This is a genomic window from Burkholderia cepacia GG4 (assembly GCF_000292915.1).
In the GTDB taxonomy this organism is placed as follows: Bacteria; Pseudomonadota; Gammaproteobacteria; order Burkholderiales; family Burkholderiaceae; genus Burkholderia; species Burkholderia cepacia_D.
In genome coordinates, this window is sequence record NC_018514.1 from 2,342,210 (window position 1) to 2,367,342 (window position 25,133).

At 67.4% G+C, this 25,133-nt stretch carries 24 protein-coding genes; 9 read left to right on the forward strand and 15 right to left on the reverse strand.

The features are described 5' to 3' along the window. Window positions 1-120 precede the first annotated feature (120 nt). Window positions 121-1,524 (forward strand): MFS transporter, encoded by a 1,404-nt coding sequence (locus GEM_RS26145; protein ID WP_014900431.1) that lies wholly within the window; start codon window positions 121-123, stop codon window positions 1,522-1,524. Window positions 1,525-1,581: 57 nt separating this feature from the next. On the opposite strand, the gene GEM_RS26150 is transcribed toward GEM_RS26145, so the two are convergent. The 4 genes from GEM_RS26150 to GEM_RS26165 all read right to left on the reverse strand — a co-directional run bounded on the left by GEM_RS26150 (window position 1,582) and on the right by GEM_RS26165 (window position 7,477). Further along, window positions 1,582-2,658, reverse strand: coding sequence for a C45 family autoproteolytic acyltransferase/hydolase (locus GEM_RS26150; protein ID WP_014900432.1), 1,077 nt, complete (start codon window positions 2,656-2,658; stop codon window positions 1,582-1,584). Between the two features lie 87 nt (window positions 2,659-2,745). Continuing rightward, a complete protein-coding gene (locus GEM_RS26155) occupies window positions 2,746-4,329 on the reverse strand; it encodes a DUF3138 family protein (RefSeq protein ID WP_014900433.1) in 1,584 nt (527 codons plus the stop codon). 97 nt (window positions 4,330-4,426) lie between these two features. Next, window positions 4,427-5,542, reverse strand: coding sequence for a polyamine ABC transporter substrate-binding protein (locus GEM_RS26160; RefSeq protein ID WP_014900434.1), 1,116 nt, complete (start codon window positions 5,540-5,542; stop codon window positions 4,427-4,429). Between the two features lie 210 nt (window positions 5,543-5,752). Beyond that, window positions 5,753-7,477, reverse strand: a complete 1,725-nt coding sequence (locus GEM_RS26165) for an amidohydrolase (RefSeq protein ID WP_014900435.1) — start codon at window positions 7,475-7,477, stop codon at window positions 5,753-5,755. A gap of 238 nt (window positions 7,478-7,715) precedes the next feature. Between GEM_RS26165 and GEM_RS26170 the strand changes: the two genes are divergently transcribed. Beyond that, window positions 7,716-8,546: a helix-turn-helix transcriptional regulator gene (locus GEM_RS26170; protein ID WP_014900436.1), complete on the forward strand. Its 831-nt coding sequence runs from the start codon at window positions 7,716-7,718 to the stop codon at window positions 8,544-8,546. A gap of 15 nt (window positions 8,547-8,561) precedes the next feature. Here the strand turns inward: GEM_RS26170 and GEM_RS26175 are convergent, their stop codons facing one another. The 4 genes from GEM_RS26175 to GEM_RS26190 all read right to left on the reverse strand — a co-directional run bounded on the left by GEM_RS26175 (window position 8,562) and on the right by GEM_RS26190 (window position 12,783). Continuing rightward, window positions 8,562-9,482, reverse strand: a complete 921-nt coding sequence (locus tag GEM_RS26175; RefSeq protein ID WP_014900437.1) for a LysR family transcriptional regulator — start codon at window positions 9,480-9,482, stop codon at window positions 8,562-8,564. A gap of 133 nt (window positions 9,483-9,615) precedes the next feature. Next, window positions 9,616-10,806 (reverse strand): MFS transporter, encoded by a 1,191-nt coding sequence (locus tag GEM_RS26180; protein WP_014900438.1) that lies wholly within the window; start codon window positions 10,804-10,806, stop codon window positions 9,616-9,618. An 87-nt stretch (window positions 10,807-10,893) separates the two neighbouring features. Further along, the gene (locus GEM_RS26185) at window positions 10,894-12,354 is read right to left on the reverse strand and encodes an NAD(P)/FAD-dependent oxidoreductase (RefSeq protein ID WP_041490837.1); all 1,461 of its coding nucleotides are present in this window, start codon (window positions 12,352-12,354) and stop codon (window positions 10,894-10,896) included. An 84-nt stretch (window positions 12,355-12,438) separates the two neighbouring features. Next, window positions 12,439-12,783 (reverse strand): cupin domain-containing protein, encoded by a 345-nt coding sequence (locus tag GEM_RS26190; RefSeq protein WP_014900440.1) that lies wholly within the window; start codon window positions 12,781-12,783, stop codon window positions 12,439-12,441. Between the two features lie 197 nt (window positions 12,784-12,980). On the opposite strand from GEM_RS26190, the gene GEM_RS26195 reads away from it, so the two are divergent. From GEM_RS26195 to GEM_RS26205, 3 genes are all read left to right on the forward strand, one after another. Then, on the forward strand, window positions 12,981-13,868 hold the full coding sequence (locus tag GEM_RS26195; RefSeq protein ID WP_014900441.1) for a helix-turn-helix transcriptional regulator: 888 nt from the start codon (window positions 12,981-12,983) through the stop codon (window positions 13,866-13,868). 162 nt (window positions 13,869-14,030) lie between these two features. Then, window positions 14,031-14,981 (forward strand): agmatinase, encoded by a 951-nt coding sequence (gene speB, locus GEM_RS26200; protein WP_014900442.1) that lies wholly within the window; start codon window positions 14,031-14,033, stop codon window positions 14,979-14,981. 21 nt (window positions 14,982-15,002) lie between these two features. Next, window positions 15,003-16,484, forward strand: coding sequence for an aldehyde dehydrogenase family protein (locus GEM_RS26205; RefSeq protein ID WP_014900443.1), 1,482 nt, complete (start codon window positions 15,003-15,005; stop codon window positions 16,482-16,484). A 354-nt stretch (window positions 16,485-16,838) separates the two neighbouring features. On the opposite strand, the gene GEM_RS26210 is transcribed toward GEM_RS26205, so the two are convergent. Continuing rightward, window positions 16,839-17,243 carry a nuclear transport factor 2 family protein gene (locus tag GEM_RS26210; RefSeq protein ID WP_014900444.1) on the reverse strand — a complete coding sequence of 135 codons (405 nt, stop codon included), beginning with the start codon at window positions 17,241-17,243 and terminating at the stop codon, window positions 16,839-16,841. 148 nt (window positions 17,244-17,391) lie between these two features. Continuing rightward, window positions 17,392-17,595 carry a hypothetical protein gene (locus tag GEM_RS32040; RefSeq protein ID WP_041490838.1) on the reverse strand — a complete coding sequence of 68 codons (204 nt, stop codon included), beginning with the start codon at window positions 17,593-17,595 and terminating at the stop codon, window positions 17,392-17,394. Between the two features lie 84 nt (window positions 17,596-17,679). Between GEM_RS32040 and GEM_RS26220 the strand changes: the two genes are divergently transcribed. Continuing rightward, window positions 17,680-18,183 carry a hypothetical protein gene (locus GEM_RS26220; RefSeq protein ID WP_014900445.1) on the forward strand — a complete coding sequence of 168 codons (504 nt, stop codon included), beginning with the start codon at window positions 17,680-17,682 and terminating at the stop codon, window positions 18,181-18,183. Window positions 18,184-18,292: 109 nt separating this feature from the next. After that, on the forward strand, window positions 18,293-19,636 hold the full coding sequence (locus GEM_RS26225; protein ID WP_014900446.1) for a DUF2325 domain-containing protein: 1,344 nt from the start codon (window positions 18,293-18,295) through the stop codon (window positions 19,634-19,636). 35 nt (window positions 19,637-19,671) lie between these two features. Here the strand turns inward: GEM_RS26225 and GEM_RS26230 are convergent, their stop codons facing one another. Together GEM_RS26230 and GEM_RS26235 are read right to left on the reverse strand one after the other, a co-directional pair. Next, a complete protein-coding gene (locus tag GEM_RS26230; RefSeq protein ID WP_014900447.1) occupies window positions 19,672-19,995 on the reverse strand; it encodes a winged helix-turn-helix domain-containing protein in 324 nt (107 codons plus the stop codon). 100 nt (window positions 19,996-20,095) lie between these two features. Continuing rightward, window positions 20,096-20,587: a molybdopterin-dependent oxidoreductase gene (locus GEM_RS26235; protein ID WP_014900448.1), complete on the reverse strand. Its 492-nt coding sequence runs from the start codon at window positions 20,585-20,587 to the stop codon at window positions 20,096-20,098. Window positions 20,588-20,859: 272 nt separating this feature from the next. On the opposite strand from GEM_RS26235, the gene GEM_RS26240 reads away from it, so the two are divergent. After that, complete coding sequence (locus GEM_RS26240) at window positions 20,860-21,207, forward strand: hypothetical protein (protein ID WP_272148412.1); 348 nt, start codon at window positions 20,860-20,862, stop codon at window positions 21,205-21,207. A gap of 67 nt (window positions 21,208-21,274) precedes the next feature. Here the strand turns inward: GEM_RS26240 and GEM_RS26245 are convergent, their stop codons facing one another. Both GEM_RS26245 and GEM_RS26250 read right to left on the reverse strand, forming a co-directional pair. Then, the gene (locus tag GEM_RS26245) at window positions 21,275-21,934 is read right to left on the reverse strand and encodes a M24 family metallopeptidase (RefSeq protein ID WP_014900450.1); all 660 of its coding nucleotides are present in this window, start codon (window positions 21,932-21,934) and stop codon (window positions 21,275-21,277) included. Between the two features lie 192 nt (window positions 21,935-22,126). Then, a complete protein-coding gene (locus tag GEM_RS26250; protein WP_014900451.1) occupies window positions 22,127-23,287 on the reverse strand; it encodes a porin in 1,161 nt (386 codons plus the stop codon). Between the two features lie 639 nt (window positions 23,288-23,926). Between GEM_RS26250 and GEM_RS26255 the strand changes: the two genes are divergently transcribed. After that, window positions 23,927-24,517, forward strand: a complete 591-nt coding sequence (locus GEM_RS26255; RefSeq protein ID WP_014900452.1) for a GNAT family N-acetyltransferase — start codon at window positions 23,927-23,929, stop codon at window positions 24,515-24,517. A gap of 37 nt (window positions 24,518-24,554) precedes the next feature. Here the strand turns inward: GEM_RS26255 and GEM_RS26260 are convergent, their stop codons facing one another. Beyond that, window positions 24,555-24,989 (reverse strand): GNAT family N-acetyltransferase, encoded by a 435-nt coding sequence (locus GEM_RS26260; protein WP_014900453.1) that lies wholly within the window; start codon window positions 24,987-24,989, stop codon window positions 24,555-24,557. Between the last annotated feature and the right edge of the window lie 144 nt (window positions 24,990-25,133).

Genomic DNA, 25,133 nt, shown 5'->3' on the forward strand with positions numbered 1-25,133 from the left:
AGGGATACCTGTTCAAATGTTGACGCGCGTTGCTCCACGGCCCTAACGTTCGCCCAATGCCATTGGATACGGCCGCCCCGCCATGCGGGTGCCGGCCGGCACAGAACACAGGAGACAACCGTGGCCCATTCCGCGTCACGCACGCACGCCAACCCGCCGGAGCAGCCGCTCGCGCGCGCCGCCACCGCAGCCGCCACCGCAGCCGATACCGCCGCCCGCCCAGCCGCGGCCGTCCCGTCCACCGCGCCGCCGAGCCGCAAGCGCCTGCTGATCCTGATCCTGCTGTTCGTCACGGTCGTGATCAACTACCTCGACCGCAGCAACCTGTCGATCGCCGCGCCCGCGCTGTTCAAGGAACTGAACATCGATCCCGTGCGCGCAGGCCTCGTGTTCTCCGCGTTCGGCTGGACCTACGCGCTGATGCAGATTCCGGGCGGCTGGCTCGTCGACAAGGTGTCGCCGCGCGTGCTGTATGCGGGCGCGCTCGCGCTGTGGTCGGCCGCGACACTGCTGCTCGGGTTCGCCGGTTCGTTCGTCGGGCTGGTCGTGCTGCGTCTCGCGGTGGGTGCGCTCGAAGCGCCGGCCTATCCGATCAACAACCGCGTGGTCACGACGTGGTTCCCGACCCGCGAGCGCGCCAGCGCGATCGGCGGCTATACGTCGGGGCAGTTCGTCGGCCTCGCGTTCCTCACGCCCGTGCTCGCGTGGCTGCAGGTGCATCTCGGCTGGCACATGGTGTTCGTTGCAACGGGCCTCGCCGGCATCGCGTGGGCTGCGGTCTGGTATGCGGTGTATCGCGAGCCGCGCACGTTTCACGGCGTCAACGCCGGCGAGATCGCACTGATTCGCGACGGCGGCGGTCTCGTCGATCTCGAAGATCGCATCGCAGCGCGCAGCGAACGCGCGCCTTCGACGTGGCGCGACCTGGGCGTCGTGCTGGGCCGGCGCAAGCTGTGGGGCATCTACCTCGGCCAGTTCGCGCTAAACTCGACGCTGTGGTTTTTCCTGACGTGGTTCCCGACCTACCTCGTCAAGTATCGCGGGATGGACTTCATCAAGTCGGGCTTCCTTGCGTCGCTGCCATTCCTCGCCGCGTTCGTCGGCGTGCTGTGCTCGGGCGTGCTGTCGGACTGGCTGATGCGCCGCGGCGCGTCGCAAGGCTTCGCGCGCAAGCTGCCGATCATCTCGGGGCTGCTGATCTCGACCTGCATCATCGGCGCGAACTACGTGACGTCCACGGGCTGGGTGATCGCGTTCATGACGATCGCGTTCTTCGGCAACGGCTTCGCGTCGATCACGTGGTCGCTCGTGTCGGGGCTCGCGCCGGCGCGGCTGCTCGGCCTCACGGGCGGCGTGTTCAACCTGATCGGCAACCTGTCCGCAATCGCGACGCCGATCGTGATCGGGCTGCTGGTCGACGGCGCGGATTTCTCGCGCGCAATCACCTACATCGCCGCAATGGCGCTCGCTGGCAGCCTGTCGTACGGGTTGCTCGTCGGCAAGGTCGAGCGCATCGACGCATGAACGTCACGCGGGCGGCACACGCGTGCCGCCCTGCCTTACCGCTGCCCGCGTGCCGCGTCAGAACCGCATGAACCCGTCACGCGCGAGATCGTGCGGATTGCCGGCCACGTAGTCGAGCGCACACGCGTCGGTATCGATGCCGACGGTCAGCAGCGTTTCCCAGCGCTCGGTGTCGGGCATCGACAGGTCCGGGTGGAAACACACGACGGCCGCGTCGCCGGCCGCACCGCACATTGCCGCCGCACGTTCGCGCACATCGGCGCTCGTCATCCCGTTCACAACCTCGTTCAGGTGCGCAAAGCGTTCGCGCGTGGTCGAGCTGTCGGGCATGCATTCGCCGCTGCTCAACGCGCGATCGAGGAAGTGGTTCGTATGCAGCAGCCAGCCGTCCGGGCGCGGCACGACCACACCGACACCCGACGGGCTCAATTCGATACTCGCCGCGCGCGGGTTCGCATCGTGCCGCGTGAACACGGTCAGCACCGTCGATGCGCTCACGCGCGCGGTGCGTGCGAGTTCGATCGCCTCCTGCACCGTCGTCGCATCCTCGAGCAGGCGCCGCGCGATCACATGCACGGGCACGCCCGCGCTGTCGTTGTCGCTCGCGTGATGCAGGATGTTGAAATGCAGCCCGAGCCCCGCGCTGTTCACACCAAGCTTCGCGAGCATCCCGAATTCGGTGAACAGCTTGACGGTGCGACCCTGCGACGTCGCGAACTGCATCAGCAGCCCCTGCGGCGCGAGGCTGTCGTGCCAGTCCCACGTTTGCAGCGTGCGTGGCGCATGCGGGCCGGCCGGCGCGTAGACGGTTGTCGAGCATTCTCCCTCGGCCGACGCCGGCGCGGTCGCGAGAATCTCGGTGCGCGCGTTCAGGCACGCGAGCTGCCAGCGTGGCAGGTCGGCGCCGTCGGCGATCGCCTCGACTTCTGCGGCCAGGCGCGGGCACCATGCGTCGAGCGCGGCCAGGCTCGCTTCGCCGATCTCCCGCGCGCGCTGAGGATCGATGCCGAGCTTCGGGAAGAACGCGAGATAAAGCGCGACCGTCTCGCGGATCGCCGGCGCGAAGCGCGCGCCGATCAGGCGGCCCCGCTCGCGCGGATCGGTGATGTCGGTCGCGAATGTGTGCAGCTTCAAGATCAAACCTCCTGTGTTGAATCGGCTCCGGGCCCGCGCGGCCCGGAACATGTTGCGTTGTACGAAAAAACCGGCACGCGCCAGCGGTCAGAACGAATAGATGAACTGCATCCCGGCGAGGTCGTTGCTGCGCGCGTAGGTGCCGTTGCTCTTCAGGAACACCGGATGGTTCGCCGCGTCGTGGCGGTATTCGAGCTTCACGGTGATTTGCTGCGTCGGATAGAACAACAGGTCGGCCGTGATCGCGTAGCGCTGCGCGCCCTTGCATTCGGTACCGTTCGTCGCCGAACCCTGGAAGCACGACGGATCGATGCCGAAGCCGCTCGTGCCGTTCACCGACGGGTTGCCGCCCGCGAGCCCGTACTGGATGTTCGTGCCGCCGCCGCCGTTCGACGTGTTGTTCAGGTAGTCGAAGCGCAGCGTCGCGCCCATGCGGCCGACCCACGCCTGCGTCCACTTCGTATGGCCCAGCAACGACATCCCGTACCAGCGCGCGGTGCCGCCGTTCCATGCGCCCTTCTGCAGCTCGCCGTAGTCGACCTGCGCGTTGACCTGCGTCTTGTCGTGCGTATAGGTCATGTCGGCTTCCACGTACTTGTAGAGGCCAGTGGGCGACGAGCCGTTGCACTGGTAGCCGTAGCCGCCCGCCACCGCGCACGGCGAGAACAGCGACTGCCGGCCGAGCATCCCGGAGATGCCGAAGTCGAAGGCGGTCGACGTCGCGTTGTCGAAGCGCGCGGTGATCGTCGGCGTCCAGTTGGTCTTCGTCGTGTTGTTCGCCGCGTTCGCGATCGCGCCGGCGGTGCGCAGCACCTCGTTGCCGATCACGACCTGCCAGAAACGCGTCATCGCCGCGTTGGAACCCTTCAGCCCGATGCCGATCAGGTTGCCCGGTTCGCTGAAGTCGTACAGCATCCCGTGCGTGAGCGTGAGCATCTGGTTCGACGGCTGCACCTCGTAGCCCGCGAGGCTCGGCATCATCCCGATCTCGAAGGTGCGCGTCGTGCTGAGCGGCACCGTCACCACGGCCTGCGTGACGATGTTGTTGCCGACGCCGCCGTGCGAATTGCTGAACACATTGCCGAAGCCGCGGTTCGGCTGGATCACGACCTCCGCCGACGGCGCCATCGGACCGACACCGAAGGTCTTCTTGATGTCGAGGTAGACGTCGCCGATCGTGCTGTTGTAGTAGTCGTACGCGCCCGGGTCGTGATTCAGGAACTGGAAACCCGACGTGCGCTGCGCGCGATTGAACAGGTACACGGGATCGACGTAGCCGGTGATGCTCAGGCCCGCGAGCGGGCCGGTCGTCGCGGCTTCCTGCAGCGAGTCGACCTTCAGCGACGCGTTTGCGATCTGTTCGCGCATCTGCTGCAGGTCGTCGTTCGTGAATGCCGGTGCGGAATCGGCTGCCGGCGCGGCGGCCGCTGCCGTGTTGATCGTGCCGATCTTCGCGCTGCCCGATGCGGCAGCCTCCGTCGTGGCGGCGCCGGCCGGCTTCGCCGCCAGCATGCTCGCGCGCAGCTCGTTGACCTGCTGCTGCAGCGCCGTGACTTGCGCCTGCAGCGCCTTCATCTTGCCAGCGTCGGTCGCTTGCGGTGACGTATGCGCGAATGCCGAAGCCGCTTCGAATGCGAGCAGGCACAGCGCCGTCATGTGTTTGATTTTCATGTTCTGGGTGGTCGTCGGGACAAGCGCGCCCCCGCCCGCCGCGATGAGCGGCGGGGCGCGCGAAAGGTATGCGGGAGTGCGGGGAACGGCGGCCGGCTTACTCGGTCTTCAGCTTCGTCCAGAGACGGTTCTGCAGACGCATCAGCTCGGGCGGAACCGGCTTGCTGAGGCTCAGCTTGCGGATCACGTCGGCGGGCGGGAACACGGCCGGATCGCTCGTCACTTCAGCGCGCACGAGGTGCCTCGACGACGGCACGGCCGACGGATACGACGTGTCGTTGGTCAGGTTCGCGCTCTCCTTCTCCGACAGCACGAAGTTCACGAACTTCAGCGCGGCGTCCGGGTGCGGCGCGTCCTTCGGGATCGCCATCATGTCGAACCACATCGCGCTGCCCTCGGTCGGGATCACGTACTTGATGTGATACGACTTCTTCGCGGAAGCGGCCGCGATCCGCGCGGAGTTCACGTCGCCCGACCAGCCGAGCGCGAGGCAGATGTCGCCGCCCGCGAGATCGTTGATGTAGCTGCTCGAGTTGAACTGCGTGATGTACGGCCGCACCGTCTTCAGCAGTTCATAGGCGGCCTGGTAGTCGGCCGGGTTCGTCGTGTTCGGGTCCTTCTTCAGGTACACGAACGCCATCCCGAACGCATCGACCGGCGAATCGAGCACCGACACGCCGCAGTGCTTCAGCTTCTGCGCGTACTTCGGGTCGAACAGCAGCGCCCAGCTGTCGAGCGGCGCGTCGTTGCCGAGCGCGGCCTTCACCTTCTCGACGTTCATCCCGAGCCCGTCGGTGCCCCAGGTCCACGGAATGCCGTACTGGTTGCCCGGATCGTCCTTCGTGAGCACCTTCATGATTTCCGGATCGAGCAGCCCGTAGTTCGGCACCTGGCTCTTGTCGATCTTGCGGAAGATGCCGGCTTGCAGCTGCCGCGCCCAGAAGATGTCGGACGGCACGACGACGTCGTAGCCCGACGTGCCCGACAGCAGCTTCGCCTGCAGCGTCTCGTTCGAATCGAACTCCTGGTAGACGACCTTGATGCCGGTCGCCTTCTCGAAGTTCGCGATCGTCGCCTTGCCGATCGAGTTGCCCCAGTTGTACACGTTGACGACGTCCGCCGCGTGCGCGACGGGCGCGCCGGCCCACAGGACGCCGCCGAGCGCGAGCGCCGCGCATGCCGTTCCCAGATGCTTGCTCCAATCCCCTGCCATGGTTTCCTCCGTCGATATCATGATCCGCTCGCGATGAACGGTGTGTGCTTCGGTCCGGAAAAATGTAGCCAGAGGAAATTGGCCGGTCTGCCCTGCCAATAGGGGGACACGCCGCACAATCGGCGCATCCGGTTCCGGCCGGATGCGCCGATCCGCGAAAACGGAAGCCATCCGAAAGCTTCCGTCACCGCTTCGTCAGCCGTTGCCCGGTCAGGATGCCTGCATACCCGTGCGCGCGCCGAAGTCCTCGCCCACGTGCGTGATGCGGCCGCCCATCATCGTCAGCCCGACGTCGATGCGGCCGATGTCGTACTGGCCAACCTCGAACAGGTCGTTCTCGAGCACGACGAGATCCGCGCGCTTGCCGGGCGTCAGCGAACCGACCTCGTGCTCCATCCCGAGCTGGTACGCGCCGTGGATCGTGTACGCGGCGATCAGCTGCGGAATGCTCAGGCGCTCGGCGAGGTCCGGGAACACCGGCGCATCCGGCTCGCCCGCGAGCTGGCGCGTATGGCCCGACTCGATGTGTTCGAGCGGCTTGTGCTGGCAGCGGCACTGGCACGCGAGGCCGTCCATGCCGATCGACACCGTCACGCCTTCGTCGAGGAACGTACGGAACTTGTACATGTTGCTCCAGCGCTCGTGGCCGTAGTGGTCGCGCAGCTGCTCGGTGTACGCGTCGACCACGCCCCACTGCAGCTGCGTGTTCGCCATCACGCCCGCGCGGCGGAAGCGCGGGATGTCGTCCGGATGCGTGAGGAACGCATGTGTGATCACGTGGCGCCGGTCGCGCGGCGGGTTCGAGCGGTTGACTTCGTCGAAGCCGTCGAGCGCCATCCGCACGGCCGCGTCGCCGACGCAGTGGACCATCACGTTCGCGTTCGCGCGATCGGCTTCGACCAGGTAGCGGTTGAACGTGTCGGCCGGCATCGTCGGCGCGCCGCAGGTGTCGGGGCGATCAGCGTACGGCTCGAGCAGGTAGGCGGTGTGGTTCGCCTCGGTGCCGTCGAGGAACAGCTTCAGCGCGCGCGCCTTCACGAGCGGCGAATCGTACTGCTCGCGGTATCTGACGAGCGTGCCGACCGGATCGTCGATCTCGCCGATCACCGCGACACTGCCGACCACCCGCAGCTTCAGGTCACCCGCGCGCTCCATCGTCTGCAGCGTCTCGTACAGCAGCGACTGGTCGCCGCTCGCGTCGAAGAAGCCTGCATCGAACACGGTCGTCACGCCGGCCGCGCACAGCTTCTTCTGCCACGGCGGGATCGATTTCAGGTACAGGTCGATGCCGGTCGGCAACAGGCCGGCCGCGCTGATCCGCTGCATCAGCAGCGAATACGCGGCGCCGTCGACGATCAGGCCGGTCGGCTCGCCCGTCACCGCGTCCTTCTCGAACCAGCTCGCGCCTTCCTGCACGGGCGGCGTCGATGCGTCGATGCCGGCGATCTCCAGCGCCTTCGAGTTCACCCACATCGAATGGAAATCGGTCGACAGCAGGCACACGGGGCGATCCGCGCAGATCGCGTCGAGCGTCTCCTTGCGCAACATCGCCGGCGGAATCGTCGCCTGCACCCAGCCCATCCCGGTGATCGCCGGCTCGTCCGGATGCGATTCGACGTAGGCGCTCAGCGCGCCGAGCACCTTCTGCGGATCCTCGTAGTTCACGAACGCCTGGAACGCAAACGCGGTCGTCTCGAAGTGCCAGTGCGATTCGACGAAGCCCGGCAGCACGAGCCGGCCGGCCGCATCGACGACCTTCGTCTGCGCACCGACGTACGCCTGCACAGCTGCCGTGTCGCCGACGTGGACGATCCGGCCGTCGCGCACGGCAACGGCCTGCGCCCACGGCTTGTGCGGATCGACGGTATAGACCTTCGCATTGGTCAGAACGAAATCCGCCGGCGTCGCGGCGGGGTGCGTCGGTTGCATCTGCATGGCCTGTCCTTTTTGGTCATCAGGTTTTCGAAGTGCTTTCACTATAGGCAGACGATACGCACCGGTATGCCCCCCCGCCGCCGGGGCTTCGGCGAATTCCGGCCGCCGCACGCACGGTCTTGTCATCGTTTTGGGGACAACGCACGAAATCCGCGCGGTGGATCCGGTGAATTCCCGGCTGACGCACGCGCGGCGTTCGCGTAACGTCGCGCTGTCCCTTGACCGCCCCCGCCCGACCATGCGACTGCTCCAGCCCGACCCTGCCGCCCGCGGCCACTACCTGATCGGCGTGCGCCCCGACTCGCTCGGCGCGACGTTACGCGCGGTCGGCACGCCGGATTTCGTCGGCGCGGTGACGGAGTTCGTCAACGACAGCATCGACGCCGACGCCGTGCACCTCGAACGCTGGCGCGCGGACACGGGCAGCACGTCGGGCTTCGTGGTCGAATGGCTCGGCAGCGGCAGCCTGCGTTTCGCGGCCGATACGCTGCGCGTGATGGACGTCTACTACCAGGACTATTGCCAGGCCGACCCGCTGGTCGCGCCGCTGCGCGGCAAGGCCGGCACGCTGCTCGTGCAGCGCCATGTCGACGGCATCGCGCAAGGCGAGTTCCGCCGGCGGATCTTCGACGAACCCGGCATCGGGCAGGAATGCCTGCTCGTGCACGGCAACGCGCACCTGCAGTACGCGCTCGGGCTCGCGCGCACCGTCGGGCGCGCCGCGTTCACGACGGACGAGCTGTTCCACTTCCGGCAGATGGTCGACCTGCTGTTCCCGATGTTCGAGCTGCATGCGCGCACCTGCGCGGCGCGGCGCGTGGCGGCGGTGTCGGTGAATGCCGAATCGCAGGCGAGCTTCGATGCACGTCTCGAACGGCAGGACGTGCAGCTGTCGCGCCGCGAACACGAGATCTGCCGGCTGATGCTGTGCGGGCGCTCGGTGCCCGAGGCCGCGCAGCAGCTCGACGTGAAGCTATCGACGGCCGAGTCGTACGTGAAGCGCGCGTTTGCGAAGCTCGGCGTACGCACGCGCCGCGAGCTGTTCGACTGGGTACTCGTCGACTGCTGAGCGCGCGGCGCGTGCTTATGCGGCCAGCGCGGCCGCCTTGATATTGAAGGCGCGCAGCAGGTCCTCGCAGAACGCATCGACGATCGGCTTGTCGCTCGTGCTGCGCTTCATCGCGAGATGCAGCGGTACGTCAAAGCTGAACGTCGTGCGGCCGACGGCCTTCACGAGCCCGCGTTGCTCGAACGGCTCCGCGTAATGCGCGGGCAGGTAGCCGAGATGGCCGCCCGACAGGATCAGGATCGTCGCGGCCTCGATGCTGTCCGCGCTCGCGGTCACGCGCCGCTCGGGCAGCGGATACTGCTCCTCCGGCACCGGATAGGTGCGCCACACCCAGTCGTGAAGCTGCAGGTCGTCGGCCGTCACGGGCCGCGACGCATGGAACAGCGGATGCCCGCGCCCGCAGTAGATCACCTGCTGCTCGGTGAAGAGCGGCGTGTAGAGCAGGCCCGGCACGCGATGCCAGAAATAGCCGATCGCGAGATCGAGCTGGTTGTTGACGAGGCTTTCCTCGAGCTCCTGCGGCGACGCGACCTTCATCGCGAACGTGACGGCCTGGTCGCGCTTGCGGAATGCGCCGATCGCGTCGGCCACGCGCGCGTTCTCGACGAGCGGCGCCTGGCCGATCAACCCGATCGACAGCGTGCCGACCAGCTTGCGGTCGATGTCGCGCACGCGCGCGACGAATTCGGACGTCGCTGCGACGAGCGTGCGCGCGGTGGCCGCGAAGCGTTCGCCCTTCGACGTCAGGCGAAACCCGCCGCGCCCGCGATCGCACAGCTTGAAGCCGACGCGCGCTTCCAGCGCCGAGAGCTGCGTGCTGATCGTCGACTGCCGCACGCCGAGCGATGCCTCGGCGGCCGTGATGCCGCGTGCGTCGACGACGGCCAGAAAGACCCGGATGAGCCGGAGATCGAGATCGGTGGTATTCGAAAACATGCTTCAAGCCGCTGCGCGTGCGCGCGTTGCCGGGCCGGCCCGCACGACGCGCATCGCGCGCCACGCCGGCCGCCTTCGCCGATGAACCGAACCGGACACGCGCCGCCATCGGCAGCGGCGCGCGTCGCATCCGTCATTCAGGTACCACTGCGAGCGCGCGCTCCATGCCGAACACGGCCGGCCGCAGCCGCCTGTAGCAAAGGAACGCCACCGCGCACAGCACGATCGCCGCGATCAGCGCCGACTGCGTGCCCGCGCTTTCGATCAGCGAACCGCCCGCGACCGACCCGACGCCGTAACCGAGCGCTACGCAACCCGGCGACAGCGCGGCCGACTTGCCGATCAGGTCGTACTGCGGAATCGTTGCATAGATCAGCAACGCGCCGCCCGTCCAGCAGCCGATGAACACGATCGCACCGAGCGTGAACGTCGCGACCGACGCCGGCATCGCAAGCAGCACGGCCGCGACCGCGCAGCCGCCGAGGTTCACGAGCGTCCAGCGGCGCAGGCCCTTGCCGGCGCCGAGCTTCGGCATCGCCGCACAGATCACGAGGCTCGCGACGTTCGCGATGCCGAGCACGAGCGACACCGACTTGCCGCTCAGGCCCGCATCGGTGCCGATCTTTTCGAGGAAGGTCCACACGACGCCGACGCCGCCATACAACGCAAGCTGCGCGCACAGCACGAGCATCGCGCCCTTGCGGTCGATCTTGCCGGCCACGCCGGCTGGCGTCGGCGCGGCCATCGTCTCGCCGCGGCGAAACAGCGGCGTCGCGAGCACGAACACGCCGAGCACGCACGCGACGAAGCCGAACACACCGTGCGCGCCCCATGTGCCGCTCAGCATCGGGAAGATGTAGGCGAGCAGCACCATGCTCCACGTCACCTGCCCCATCAGCATGATCCCGAGATTGCGTTCCGGCGCGCGCGAGTACGACAGGTAGCGCAGTGCGATCCCGTTCAGCCCGCCCGAGCCGACGCCCGCGATGAACTGCAATGCGGAATACGCGACGAGCCCGTGGGTCGCGAGCGTGCCGAGGTTCGCGCCGGCCGCGAGCGCGACCGCGCCCGCGAGCACGAGCCGCACCGGCTGGCGGCCGAGCACGAACGCGACGAGCAGCGTGCCGCTCGACTCGCCGAGCACCTCGACGAAGCTCGACAGGCCGAGCGCCGCTTCGCCGAAGCCCCAATGACGCTCGACCTGCCCGACGATCGCGGGCAGGCCGAGAAATACCGTCGGCCCGAGAATGCCGAGCAGCAGCATCACGACGACGAACAGCGCGCTTTCCTGTCGCGCTTCATCCTGCAGGTTCACTACGTTCATTCGGTGTCTCTCTCCGTGTCCGCGGCGCGGACCGTCTCCTCAGGGGAGTTGGGTATGGCGGTGGCCCGGCCCGGGCCGCCGTGTCGCTTACATCGGGAAGCCCATCGCCTTGAGCCCGTTGATCCACGCGCGCTTCCAGCCGCCTTCGGCATCCGCGCCGTCGAACGCATGGAACGTGATCTTCGCGGCGACCCAGCGCATCGGCTCGGGCGGGATGTAGCTCGGGCTCTGGTTCGCGATGTCGAGCTTGCGCTCCGGGCTGTCGCGATCGAACAGGATGTTCAGCCCCATGAACGCGCCGAACCGGCTCGCCGCGACGCCGAAGCCCGTATAGCCGGCGACGAACACGGCCTTGTCGCCGAGATAGCGCTTCGCGAACACCGAGCCGCGCGAGCAGTAGTCGATCGGGCCGCCCCACGCGTGCGAGAAGCGCACGTCGCTCAGTTGCGGGAACGTGCGGTAGAACGCTTCCGCGAGCCGGTAGTACGTCTCGCGCTGGCCGTCCTGATGCGGCTCCGGATCGCCGTCGAAGTGATAGCTGACGAGGCCGCCGAAGATGATGTTGTTGTTCTTCGTCAGCCGGAAATAGTTGAGCTGCGTGCGCGTGTCGTACACGCCCTGGCGATTCTTCCAGCCGATCCGCGCGAGTTGCTCGTCGGTCAGCGGCTCGGTCGCGAGCACGTGGTCGCGCACCTGCATCACGCGGCGGTTGATGTCGGGAATGCCGACCTTTGCCGTGCCGCTGCCGAACACCACACGCGGCGCGCGCACGCTGCCCTTCGGTGTCTTCACGAACACCGTGCTGCCTTCGTCGGTCACGGTCGTGAGCGGCGTGTGCTCGTGCAGCTTCACGCCGAGCGACAGCGCCGCGCGCTTGAGCCCCCACGCGAGCTTCGCCGGATGCACGATGCCGCTGCGGTTGCGCGACCACAGCGCGCCCGCGAACAGCGGCGAGTTCAGTTGCTCAAGCGTTTCCTCGCGATCGAGCAGCACGACGTTGTGCCCGTATTCGCGATGCAGGTCGTAGTCGCCCTTCAGGTGCGCGATGTGCTCTGGGTCGACCGCCACCGTCATTTCGCCGTTCCACTCGATATCGGCGTCGATGTCGTAGCGCTTCAGCGTTTCCTCGAAGCCGTCGAGGTTGTGATGACCGAATGTCTCGAGCTCAGCGATGTCGTTCGGGAATACGCGCACCGCGTTCGGCAGCCCGTGCATCACCGACGTCGAGATGATCCCGCCCGCGCGGCCCGATGCGCCATGCGCGACCTTGCCGGCCTCGATCAGCACCACGTTCAGGTGCGGCATCTGTTCCTTCGCCTGCACGGCCGACCACAGCCCCGTGAAGCCGCCGCCGACGATCAGCAGGTCGGCCGTCACGTCGCCGACGAGTTCCGGCTCGGTGGCCGGCGCAGCCGGGTTGTCGAGCCAGTACGGGAACAGCTTCGTATTCGCGAGCGCCGCCTCGACGCCCAGCGCGACCGGCGCGCCACGCAGCGCGTGCGCCTGCATCGGCGCGGTCTGTTTTGCTTCGTTGACTTCCATTTCCATGATCCCACCCATCACACGCGGAAACGAAACCGCCGCCGGGTTCGCGTCACACGGACGACGACACCACGGCGGCGGCTTCGGACATCACGACTTCTCGAGCAGCACGTAGAACTTCTTCGCGTCCTCGATCGTCTCCCAGCGGCCCGCGAAGCCGGCCGGCAGCAGGTAACCCTGGCCCGGCGTGAATTCCTTGCGGTTGCCTTCGACGTCGGTCAGCGCGATCCGGCCCTCGACGAGCCACACCGCTTCGTCGGCCGCCGTTTCCGGAAACTCCACCGAGCCGACTTTGCCTTCCCACCAGCCGATGAGGTAGTTGCCGCTCTTGCCTTCGGCCGCGCGCCAGTCGCTTTCGTCCATGCCGAAGTCGAGCTTCGTGAATTCGCCCACGCCTGCGCCCAGCGGCAGGATGTCCTTGATCAGTTTGGTCATCAGAATCTTTCGTCTCTTGATTGAAAAAGCAGAGACAAAGTTACTCATTTACACTGCCCCGGTATGCCCCCCTCCGGGGGGGACAAACCGTGTTTTCCGGGGCCGGGCAGGTCGCAAGGACACCTGCCGGTATTTCCCCCTAATGACGTTTTTCGTTGTCGACGCTACAATCTGCCCGCTTTTCACCGGGGAACCGCATGCTGCTCAACGTGAACCCCTTCCACCGCGACAACGACCGCTTCAACGTGTCGTTCAAGGCGCTGGGCGAGCTGATCGAGACGGTCGGCACGCCGCACTTCGTGCCGCGTCTCACGCAATTGCTGAATGAAGTGGTGCCGCTCGACGTCGCGCACGTCGAACGCTCGCGCGTCGACGGCACGATGCCCACCGGCTACCGCTGCGAGTGGATCGGCAGCAGCGGCATCGGCACCGGGACCGCGGAAATCTCCGACGTGATGACGCTCTACTACGAGCGCTTTCTCGACAGCGACCCACTGTTCGCGGGGCTGCGCGGCAAGACGGGCACGATGCTGGTCGTGCGAGACATTGCGGCGATTCCGCCCGGCGAATTCCGCCAGCGGCTGTTCGACGACGTGCATATCGGCCACGAATGCGTGCTCGCGCGCGGCACCCGCTATGCGCAGCATTCGATCGCGCTGGAACGCGGCCGCGACCGACCGCCGTTCACGCTCGCCGAGATGAACCGCTTTCGCAGCATCAGCGACGTGCTGTTCCCGCTGCTCGAACTGCACGCGTCGACCACCGCCGCGCGGCGCGTCGCGCACCCGATGCCCGAAGTGCATCCGCTCGCGCAGTTCGATGCGCGGATCGCGGCCGACGGCGTGAAGCTGTCGAAGCGCGAATACGAAACCTGCAAGCACCTGATCTCCGGCAAGACCGTGCCGGAAACCGCCGACATCCTCGACGTGCGGGTCGCATCGGCGGAGTCGTACGTGAAGCGCGCGTTCGCGAAGCTCGGCGTGCGCACGAAGCGCGAGCTCGCCGCATGGGGTTCGGCCGCACCGGCGTTCCCTGCGGCTGCGGCGCACGATAGCGACGACGCGCCGCCCGCGCCCTCACGCTGATCGTTCGCTGACCACCGTCGCTGACGGTTGCGCCGTGTCGATGCGGCGGCACCACTCGCATCGAGACCCGTCGATGTAAACGTTGCGACTTCAAAATCTTCGCGCCCGCGTTCTCCTCTACCATCGGCCGATCGTTTTTCACCAGAAAGAGGAGACGGCCCCATGCACCGCGAACTGAACCAACCGATGGGCGGCAACGAGATGCCGCGTTTTGGCGGCATCGCCACGATGATGCGCCTGCCGCAGGCCGACACGACCGACGGGCTCGACGTGTGTTTCGTCGGCGTGCCGCTCGACCTCGGCACGTCGAACCGCTCGGGTTCGCGCTTCGGCCCGCGCCAGATCCGCACCGAATCCGTGCTGCTGCGCCCGTACAACATGGCCACGCGCGCAGCGCCGTTCGATTCGCTGCAGGTCGCCGATATCGGTGACGTCGCGACCAACCCTTACGACCTGAAGGATTCGGTGCGCCGCATCGAGGAAGCGTACGACGAGATCGTCGCGAACGGCTGCCGGCCGATCACGCTCGGCGGCGACCACACGATCGCGTGGCCGATCCTGCGCGCGCTGCATAAAAAGTACGGCAAGGTCGCCGTGGTGCACGTCGACGCGCACGCGGACGTGAACGACACGATGTTCGGCGAGAAGATCGCACACGGCACGCCGTTCCGCCGCGCGGTGGAAGACGGCCTGCTGCAATGCGACAAGGTCACGCAGATCGGCCTGCGCGGCACCGGCTACCACGCGGAAGATTTCGACTGGTGCCGCCAGCAGGGCTTCACGGTCGTGCAGGCGGAAGCATGCTGGAACAAGTCGCTCGCGCCGCTGATGGCGCAGGTGCGCGAACGCGTCGGCGACACGCCGGTCTACCTGAGCTTCGACATCGACGGCCTCGACCCGTCGTTCGCGCCCGGCACCGGCACGCCGGAAATCGGCGGCCTGTCGGTGCAGCAGGGTCTCGAGATCATTCGCGGGATGAAGGGGCTGAACATCGTCGGCGCGGATCTCGTCGAAGTGTCGCCGCCGTACGATCCGACCGGCACCACCGCGCTCGTCGGCGCGAACCTCGCATTCGAGATGCTCTGTGTGATGCCGGGCGTCGCCTACCGCTAACCCGATCGACAGGAAAACACCATGTCCACCGCTGAGCTTTCCCCTTCCGCCGCGACGCTCGTGCTGCCCGCCGCGCGCATCGCCGGCCAGCCCGTGCGCACGCATTCCGATGAAGCCGGCGCGCCGATCTTCAACGCCTCGACCGGCGAGACGATCGGCTGGCAGGAATTCGCGACGCCCGCGCACGTCGACGCTGCGGTACGTGCCGCGCGCGACGCACTCGCCGGCTGGCAACGCACGCCGCCCGCCGAACGCGGCCGCCTGCTCGCGAAGATCGCCGAACGCGTCGAAGCCGAACGCGAGCGCCTTGCCGCGCTGCAGATGCAGGTGAGCGGCAAGCCACCGTTCGAGGCCGACGCCGACGTCGGCGACGTCGCCGCGACGTTCGCGTATTACGCGCAGCTGTGCGACGACGCAGCGCTGTTCGCGGCCGAGCCCGTCGCGCTGCCGAGCGACGCCGTCGTGGCCGAACGCTTCTACGACGCGGTCGGCGTCGCCGCGCTGATCATGCCGTGGAACTTCCCGATGGTGACGACCGCGTGGAAGCTCGCGCCCGCGCTCGCGGCCGGCTGCACGGTCGTGCTGAAGCCATCCGAACTGACGTCGCCGACCGAGCACGCGCTCTTCGACCTGATCGCCGCAGCCGGCGTGCCGGACGGCGTCGTCAACGTCGTGAACGGCGGCGCCGAGGTCGGCGCGGCGCTGACCGCGCATCCGCTGATCGACAAGATCTCGTTTACCGGCAGCACTGCTGCCGGGCGCAAGGTCATGCAGGCCGCGGCCGAGGACATGAAGCGCGTGACGCTCGAGCTCGGCGGCAAGTCGTCGCTGATCGTGCGCGACGACGCCGATCTCGACGTCGCGGTGTCGCTCGCGATCGCCGGCGCGTTCACGAACGCGGGCCAGATGTGCTCGGCCACCGCACGCATCCTCGTGCACGACAGCGTCTACCGCAGCTTCATGGCCGCGTTCGAAACGGCCGTGCGCGCGCTCGTCGTCGCGCCGCCGCATACCGAACAGGTCGTGATGGGGCCGATGATCTCGGCCGCGCAACGCACGCGCGTCGCGGCAATGCTCGAGCAAGGGATCGCGGCGGGCGCGCGCGTCGCGTTCAGCGGCCGCGTCGCCGATGCGGGCGGCGACGGCTTCTTCATGGCACCCGTCGTGGTCGCGGAGCCGGCCGCCGACAACCTGCTGTGGACCGACGAGGTGTTCGGCCCGGTCGCGTGCGTGAAGTCGTTCCGCACCGACGACGAGGCGATCGCGCTCGCGAACGACACCCGCTACGGGCTGGTCGCGACCGTCGTGACGCGCGACGCGGATGTCGCGAAGCAGTTCCAGACGCGCGTGCGGGCCGGGCTCGTGTGGATCAACGCGCCACAGCTCATCTACCCGCACGTGTGCTGGGGCGGCTTCGGGCTCAGCGGGATCGGCCGCGAACTCGGCGTGACCGGCCTGCGCAGCTACCAGGAACTGCGCCATGCGATGCGCGCGATCGGTTGACCAGGGCGGCCGTTCAGGCCGTTGGCGGCGCCGTGCCCGGCGGGGCGGCGTCGCTTTTTTTTTGGTTCTTGCGGCATGCCGGGGAAGGTGGAGGGGCCGGTCTGCGTTCCGTCAGAAAGGGATGGCGATCGCGGCCAGCCGAAGCATCCGATTCACGCTGCCCATGGTGTCGATGTCGACGCCCGACTGGGGCGACTGGAGATGCCATCTCCGCGGAATCCGGGCTTCATGTGAGGCCACTTCCGGCACCGGTACCGCGGACTGGAACCGCCGCGCCGGATGCCGCTGCCGCAAGATACGGCCTTACCTGTTCTACCGTGTTTTCCTCGGCGGCCCGGCGCGCGTGCGATGCCGTCACTGTCGATGTGCGGCCGCTTCGGCCGCGGTATCGTGATACTCGGCAAACGTCGCGATCTTTCCACCTTCGATCGTGGCCACGTGCACCCAGTCGTCCTCGTAGGTGCGCCCGGTCGAATGGACACGCCAGCGCTGCGTGCCGAGCACGACGACCCGGTTGCCGCTGGCGATGAACTCGAGCGGCTCGAACCGTTCCGCAGTCTGCGTCGACGCCAGCGCCGTGAAGAACGCCGCGACCTCCTGCCGCCCCTGCCTTCTGCCGACGAACGGAACGACGTCGGCCGGCCCCGGTATGAACCAGTCGATGCTGTCGGAAAGCGTCTGCAGAATGCCGTCGATATCGGCCCTGCCAAACGCCGCGTATGCCTGCTGCACCAGTTGCACGTTGTCCTGCTCGCTCATCGCACCCTCCCGCCATCGCCGGTTCGCCGCGTTGCGGCGCGGAGTACGGGCCGCAAACAATTCAGCATAGTCGAACCGCGGGGCGGCACATATAGGGTTCGCGAGCAATCGAGCGGCGTCGATTTGATATGAGCAATCCGGCGCGCCGCTATCCTGCCGCAACGATCCCATGCGCCTGAATTTTTCCGGCCACCAGCCCGTCGCCATCGCACGCGGCAATGGCCTCCGTCGCCCGGTCCATCGCCAGTTGACGCTGGCCGGCATCGCGCGCAGCGATTTCGTCCTGCAGCGGCGTTCCTGGGCAGCAAGCGGCGGCGGCGTCGCGCGACCGCAACGAGTCGATCAACGACATCCATCGAGATCCGCGAAGCGTCTTCGCTACGCCATCGTTATATCCACTAGAATATATCGCCATCTGCACCACCGGAGACGCACCATGCCCCGCACGCCGACGGACCGCGCCCCGCTGCGCACCGCACGCGCCCAGCCGCCGACGCCAACATTGACACTGACGCGCAAGATCAGCGCACTCAAGCCGCTGCCGAGCGACGGTCGCGCGCAGCTGGTCACGGACGTCGTCGATGCATTCCGGCGCCTGCGCGGCAGCGTCATGCGCTTCATCCGGATGTTCTCCGCGGCGACCGACGAAACGCTGTCCGCGCTGAGTCTGCGCGACCTGCTGGCGACGCTCGAAAGCGACGCGCGCGCGGCGCGCTTCACCCGCCTGCCCGACCTCGAACGCGCGATCGCGCAGGCGCGCGGCCTCGAGCGCACGCGCGACGACGTGTTCTCCGACGCGTTCAGCAACGACCCGGCCGCGATGCGCGACGCGGTCGCCGCACTGGAGCGCGTCGACGTGCTGCTAGTCGGGCTGTGCGTCGACCACGTGATCGAACGTCACACGCCGGCATCGCGCGCCGAATCCGCCGCGCTCGGTTGAACCGCGAACCGGGCGTTTCCCCGGCATTTCGCGCGTTATATTCCGTGGTATATTTCGCCAATCTTTCGCGCATCCGTCTCCGGCCCGTCGGGCCCGGATCGAGGTCCACATGCACGCTCCGCCCTTTCGCCTGGCCCGCACGGCGGGCCTGCCGTCGTCCGGCGGCCCTTCACCCGCCGGCGCCGGACGGATCGACGCCTGCTGCGCGCCGTCGCGTGCGCAGCAAGCCGAGCTGAAGCGCCGCGCACGCCTGTCCGAACTCGATTCGAACCTGCACTGCTCGATCATCGGCACCTGCCTGACCACGCATGAACTGCGCAAGCTCGTGCCGAAATACACCGATCTCGACCGCCAGCGCGCGACCGACCTGGACATCCACCACGCGGCAGTCGAACTCGCGATCGAGGGTACGGCCGGCGGCAAGGCGCTGCACAAGGCGCTCGACGAACGCTATGCGGGCGCGATCCGCGCATTCGACCACGCCAGGGACGCGGACGCACTCCTCGCGCTGTGGCAGGACGCGCTCAAAAGCGGCGAGATTCCGCCCGCGTACTGGGCGCTGATGACGCATCCGCGCACGACGATGGCCGTCCGCCAGGCCGCGTTCGGCGACCTGCACATGCTGTCGCACCTGGTCGGCGCGGCCAATCGCGCGGATATCCGCCGGCTGGTTGCGCTCGAGGAAGAGAATGCCGCGCTGCAGGCGAAGCTCGAACGGCAGCAGGCGCGCCTGCACGAGATGAGCGCGCAGCGCGATGCGGCGCTGCACGAACGCGATGCGTGTCATGCACGCCAGAACGCGCAGCCGACAAGCGCTGAAAGCGCATTGCACGACGAAGTGCGGGAACTGCGCGACGCGCTGGCCGCGCGCGATGAACGCCTGGCGCTGCACACGAGCCGCCGCGAGGCGGCGGAACAGCGGATCGCAGCCGAACAAGCAAGCGCCCGCGCGATGCGCGCGCGGCTCGACGACCTGATGGCGATGGTGAAGACACTGCGCGCCGAAGCGAGCGCGATCGAACAGGCGGTGCAGGCGTCGACCGACGATCCGGCCGATGCGGCTGCCGATTCACTGTCGATGCTGCAGCACAAGCGCGTCGTCTACGTCGGCGGGCGGCCGGGCTCGACCCGGGCGATCCGGCGCATCGTCGAAACGGCAGGCGGTGAATTGACGCTGCACGACGGCGGCATCGAGGACCGCAAGGGCCTGCTGGCCGCCGCGTTGCCGGGCGCGAACATGGTGGTGTTCCCGGTCGACTGCATCGACCACGATTCGGTGAACCTGCTCAAGCGCATGTGCGAACGTCACCAGATCGCGTACTACCCGCTGCGGACTGCGAGCGTCGCCAGCTTCGTCGAACTGATCGGGCGGCTCGATGCGCATGCGCGTGACGTCATGCCGCGGGATACGCCGGCGGGCGACCCGCCGCGCTTCTGCTTGCGGCACGGCTAGGTCAGGTCAGGCCACGCGTCGCCGCAACCGTGCCGTCAGCGACGCACCATTTTCGTGAGCGCGGTGATCTCGTTCGCGCAGGCCGCGTAAGCGCGCGCCTCGATCTCGCGATAGAGCCGGATGATCTCCTCGCCGACCGGCGTGAGCACGCTGCCGCCGCCGCTCTGGCCGCCGTGTTCGGAAATCGTCGCGGGCGACTTCAGCGACCGGTTCAGCTCGTCCATCAGCAGCCACGCGCGCCGGTACGACATTTCCAGGCTGCGCGCCGCCGCCGAAATCGATCCGTGCTCGCGCACGGCCTCAAGCAGCGCGACCTTGCCCGGCCCGAGCGCGATCGTGTCGGCCTGCTGGATGCGCATCCTGAACCGCACCTCTGGCTTGGGGTGTGCCGAAGTCTTCATGTTTTCTGCCGGTTGAACGATGCGGGCAAGCATACACGATCGATGGCGCGGCGCCGGCTCAGATCTCGAGCACGCGCGCAACGATCCCCGCCAGCCGCTTCACGTGACGCGGCGCGGGCAGCACGTCCGCGCCGGAGAACAGCAGCGGCGCGCCGTCGTCGATCGACAGCGGTGCATCGCCGCATTCGAACGCGACGATCACGCGCTCGCCGATCGGCGTGTTGAACAGTTCATGCCACGAGAACGTGACTGCGTAACCGTCGTGCGCATACGCGATGAACGCCATCCGCTTGAAGTCGCCTGGCATGTCGTTGCGCAGCCCGGCCGCGTCGATCAGGTCCTTCAGCCGCGCGCCGCGATACGGCTCGACCGAGCGGATGAAGCGGTTCGTCGTGAAGCAGCGCAGGTCGAACGGTTCGGCACTCACGCACGCGTGCCGGCGCAAGTCGTCGAGCGTCACCGTCATCGGTCGCTCGAATGCGCCCGCCAGCGCGATCGAGCCTGCTGCCACCTGATGCGCCGAAGGCGCTGTCGTGTCTGCCATCCCCATCGCCCGCCTCCATGCCGGCCCGCCTGACGCGCGCCTTCGTTGTATTGGTCGATATATTACGCCGGGAAACGGCCGCGAGACAGAAGGCAGGCCGCATGCGCGGGATAACGGCGCCGGATCACGTCCGGCGCGCCGGCTGGCGTCACGACAGCACGATGTGCTTGATGACTTGCTTGATGCTCTTGTAGCTGTCGACCGATTCCGCCTTCTGGTACGACGCGAGCATCCGCGACGCCAACGATCCGAACTTCCTGCGCCGCGTGGCCGGCTGCGTGCAGGCGCAAGCGGGCACGCTGGTGACCGATTCGGCGATCGGCAATACGAACGGGAAATTCGTGCCCGTGCTTGCGTCGCAGGGATCGTCGTACGGCACGCTGCGGTTCGACTATGTCGTGCCGCCCTGGCGCCACAGCCCGAAGAACTGGGTCGGCATCTACGCACGCGGTGCGCAGCCGACCAAGGGCGGCTACAAGTCGTGGGCCTATCTGCCGAAGAGCACGGGCTCGCTGCTGTTCTCTTCGACGGCGAACAGCGCGCTGGCGCCGGGCCAGTACGATGCGTGGTTCCTGTTCGACGACGGCTACACGCCGTTGGCAGGCCCTGTCGCGATCAGCATCTGATGACGGACTGGCGACGCGCGTTCACGGCGCGCGTCGCCTTGTGCCTTGCTCAGGCCAAGCTTCGGCCTCAGACGAGCAGATCCTCGTAGAACGCGCCGAACGGCCGCGTCGGGTGCGCGATCTGGATTTCCAGGATCCACAACCCGGCGGCCGGCGCGCCGTCGAAATCGCCGAGATTGCCGGCCTTGTAGATCGCGTGCGGGAAATCGCTGACGCGATGGCCCTTGATGTCGACGTTCAGCCGGAAGCCGTGCGCATCGGCGCGTTGCGCCGCGAATTCGTACAGCGCGATGCCCGCGCATCCGGTGGTGCGCCAGTGGTGCTCGACTTCGTCGTAAATGACGCGCGCGGCCCGCGCACAGGCATGCATGTCCGGATCGTCGCCACGGACGAAGGTCGCGCCCGCGTCGCCCTCGTGCCTGGCCCAGACGGCGCCGAGGTCGATGAAGAAGATGTCGTCGTCGGCGAGTACCGGGTCGGCTACCGAGCGCTCCTTGAACGTGCGCAGGGTGTTTTCCCCGAAACGGACGATTACCGGATGCCAGATGCGGTCCATCCCGAGCGCCTTGAGCACGCTCAAGCCCAGCGCGTTGGCCTCCGATTCCCGCATGCCGGGCCGAATGCCGGCGTCGATCGCCTCGACGGCCTGCCACGTCATGGTCCTTGCGTGCTGCATCGCGTCGAGCGAAAACGCTTCGCCGACGGCTTCCCGCTGCGTCGAATTCAACTTGGTGCTCCCGTGCTGGTGACTGTGGGTCGGTACAGTCGATTATCGTTTCGATATGTACATACGAATATATCGCGTTCCGCGCCGACGCGTCGGCTGGTTGCGTCATCCTTCACAGCGCAACGGGCGCTCGCAAGGAGCGCCCGCTCTCCGGACGTCGCCCGCTGCGGCAACGCCCGTGCTGCCCGTCGCTCAGAACTTGTGACGCACGCCGATGCGCGTGACGAACTGCGTGTTCGCGCCAGCGCTGCCGATGAACGACGGCGACGAACCGATCTCGGCCTGCACCGGCACCACGCGGCCGTTGACGGTATTGCAGCCCGACGCCTTCTGGTACGCCGTGCTCACGTACACGTCCGTGCGCTTCGACAGCGCATAGTCGACGGCCGCGTTGACCTGGTGCCACTTTCCTTCGAAGCGGTCGTCGAGCTTCGAGAACGTGTAGCCGAGGCCCGCGCTCAGCGCCGGCGTGAACGCATAGCGGCCGCCGATCTCATAGTTGTCCAGCTTCGACGATTCGCCCGACAGCGGTTCGAACTTCGTATGCGTCCAGTTCGCCCACACGAGGCCCGCCGCGATCGCATAGCGTGCGCCGATGCCGAACGTTTCGAGGTCGCGCAACCCGAGCGTGTTGATGTTCGCGATGCTCACGCCGAACGCGGGCGATGCGCCGTTCGGGAAGCGGATGTTGGTGTACGCGGCGCCGATGCCGAACGGCCCTTGCGCATAGTTCGCGCCGAAGCTGTACGCGCTCGACGCGCCCTGCGCGCCGTTCGCACCGGTCGTCGTCGGCGTGCCGGCGAACTGCGTCGAGTTCGAGAAGCCGTACATCGCACCGAACGTCAGGCCAGCGAAATTCGCGCTCTGAAACTTCACCGCATTGTTGATGCGGCTCGACGTCAGCTGGTCGAGATCGTTGATGTGATACGCGTAATTGCCGGCCGGCGTCTGGCTGCCCATCGTGTAGTTGCCGCCGATGTAGTCGGTCGAGAACGAGTACTGGCGACCGAACGTCAACGAGCCGACACCGTTCTTCGACAGGCCGACGAACGCCTGGCGGCCGAACAGCGCGCCACCCTGGCCGAGTGTGCCGTCGCCGCCGCTGAAGCCGTTTTCCAGCACGAACAGCGCCTTGAGCCCGCCGCCGAGATCCTCGGTGCCGCGAATGCCCCAGCGGCTGCCGGATGCGACGCCGTCACCGTACTTGACGAGCTTGTCGTGCCCCGACGACGTCGCCACCTTGTTCGAGTACGTGATACCCGCATCTATCAGCCCGTAAAGCGTGACACTGCTTTGCGCGTGCGCGGCGCCGAACATCCCGAGTGCGGCCGCGGCCGCGATGGTCTTCTTCATGCTGCTTCCTGTTGTTGTGGACGCACGCGCCTGCATCGCTGCATGACGCGCGGCGTGTTGACGAAAAACACGATGACGAACGGACGCAAGCCGCGCCGGATCGGCCGGACGCGCGCACGCCTCATGCGCGGGTGCACGATGTTCGGGAACGATGCCGGTGTGGTCTTGCTGAAGCGGCATGCCGCGAGGGCAGTCGCTCGACTTGCAGCGCCGCTGCGCGTGCGCATCGGTTGCACATGCGATCGCGACGCCTTGCTTCGGCGATGCCGGCCAGAATCTCTTCCGGCTGTCGTGGAGCGGTGGACTGCGTGTCGCCTGTCGGTGTCACGACCTTCGATATATCCTGCGGAATATATCGAGTTGTCATCAAGCGGTAAACAATTATTCGGGTTCCTGTCGCCTTTCGTCCACAGGCGCGCAGCGCATGCGACAAACGTCAATCCGATGGCGGCAGCCGACGCGCGGCGGGGTCCGCGCCGATATCCCGCATAATCAGGCGTTGCATGGCGCCTCGGGGGTAAGCATTGTGCGGGCGCAGCAATTCAAAACAGGAGCGGGTGCGTTCCGGCTCGCCGCATGGCGGCGGCGCGCCCCCCGGGGGAATACAAGACAATCCCGCTGAAGACAGGATACCGACACATGGACCGAACCGAGCACATCAGCATCGAACAGGCGATCGACCTGCCCGCCGACGAACTGAACGGATGCGACTTTTCGTTCGAGATCGCATGGGAGCTGAATGCGCCGTACCAGGATTTGCTCGATTTGCGCGCGCTGCCCGTGCGGCGCAAGGACTACGGCTTCGACCCGGCCGGCTGGGCACGCGAGGCGTCCGGCGGCACCGCGCTGTTTCGGGCGACCGCGGGCGGACGCCTCGCGGGATTCGTCGCGATCACGGAAAGCTGGAACGGGATGGCCGAGATCGCGGAACTCGCGGTCGAACGTGCCTGCCGACGGCAAGGCATCGGCCAGTTCCTGCTGGCGGCCGCGGAAGCGTGGGCGCGCAGCCGCGGGTTCGGCTTCATGCGACTGGAGACGCAGGCGAACAACGTCGCGGCCTGCTGTACGTACGCCCGCGCCGGCTTCGTCGTGGGCGGACACGACCGCTTCCTGTATGCCGACGGCGCGAACGACGGGGAAGTCGCGCTCTTCTGGTACAAGGACCTACGCGACGGGCAGCGCGCGAAGAGCCGGACGGTCGACCCGGAATCGGTGCGGCCGGTGTCCTGACGCGCGACGCCGAAGCGGTGACGTCAGGCCGGCGCGCTCAAAGCGTCTTGACCATGAACACGCGCGCCGTCCCTTCCGGCTCGCACGGCACCTCGCCGAACGCCTCGTAACCGTGCTTCCGGTAGAAATCCGGCGCCTGGAACGTAATCGTGTAGAGCACCGCGCGGGCGCACCCGCGCCGCTTCGCCTCTGCTTCGGCCTCGCGCAGCAGCCTGCTGCCGAAGCCACCGCCGCGCAGCGATTCCGGCAGGTAGAACAGGTCGATGAAGAAGAGCCCGAGCGACGTCCGGCCGGTGAGGCCGCCCAGCACCTCGCCGGTCGCGGGATCGGTCACGTAGACGTCGAGCGCCGCCGCGTCGGCTCGCCCCGTCATCGCATGGTTGAATTCGCCGAGCTTGCGGCTGATGAGGTCGCGTGCGGCCGGTTGTTCGGTGTCGGTCAACTGCAGGGAAACGGCGGGGTGCGCGGTCATGGTATGAAGGCGTGCGTACATGGGCCGCCGGACATGCAGTGTCCGCAGCGGTCGTCGCACGACTATAGCGCGTCCGCCAGCTGCGCGCGGTCACGCCGATCATGACAAGAAGGGAAACGGCGGGCGCATCGCGCACCCGCCGTT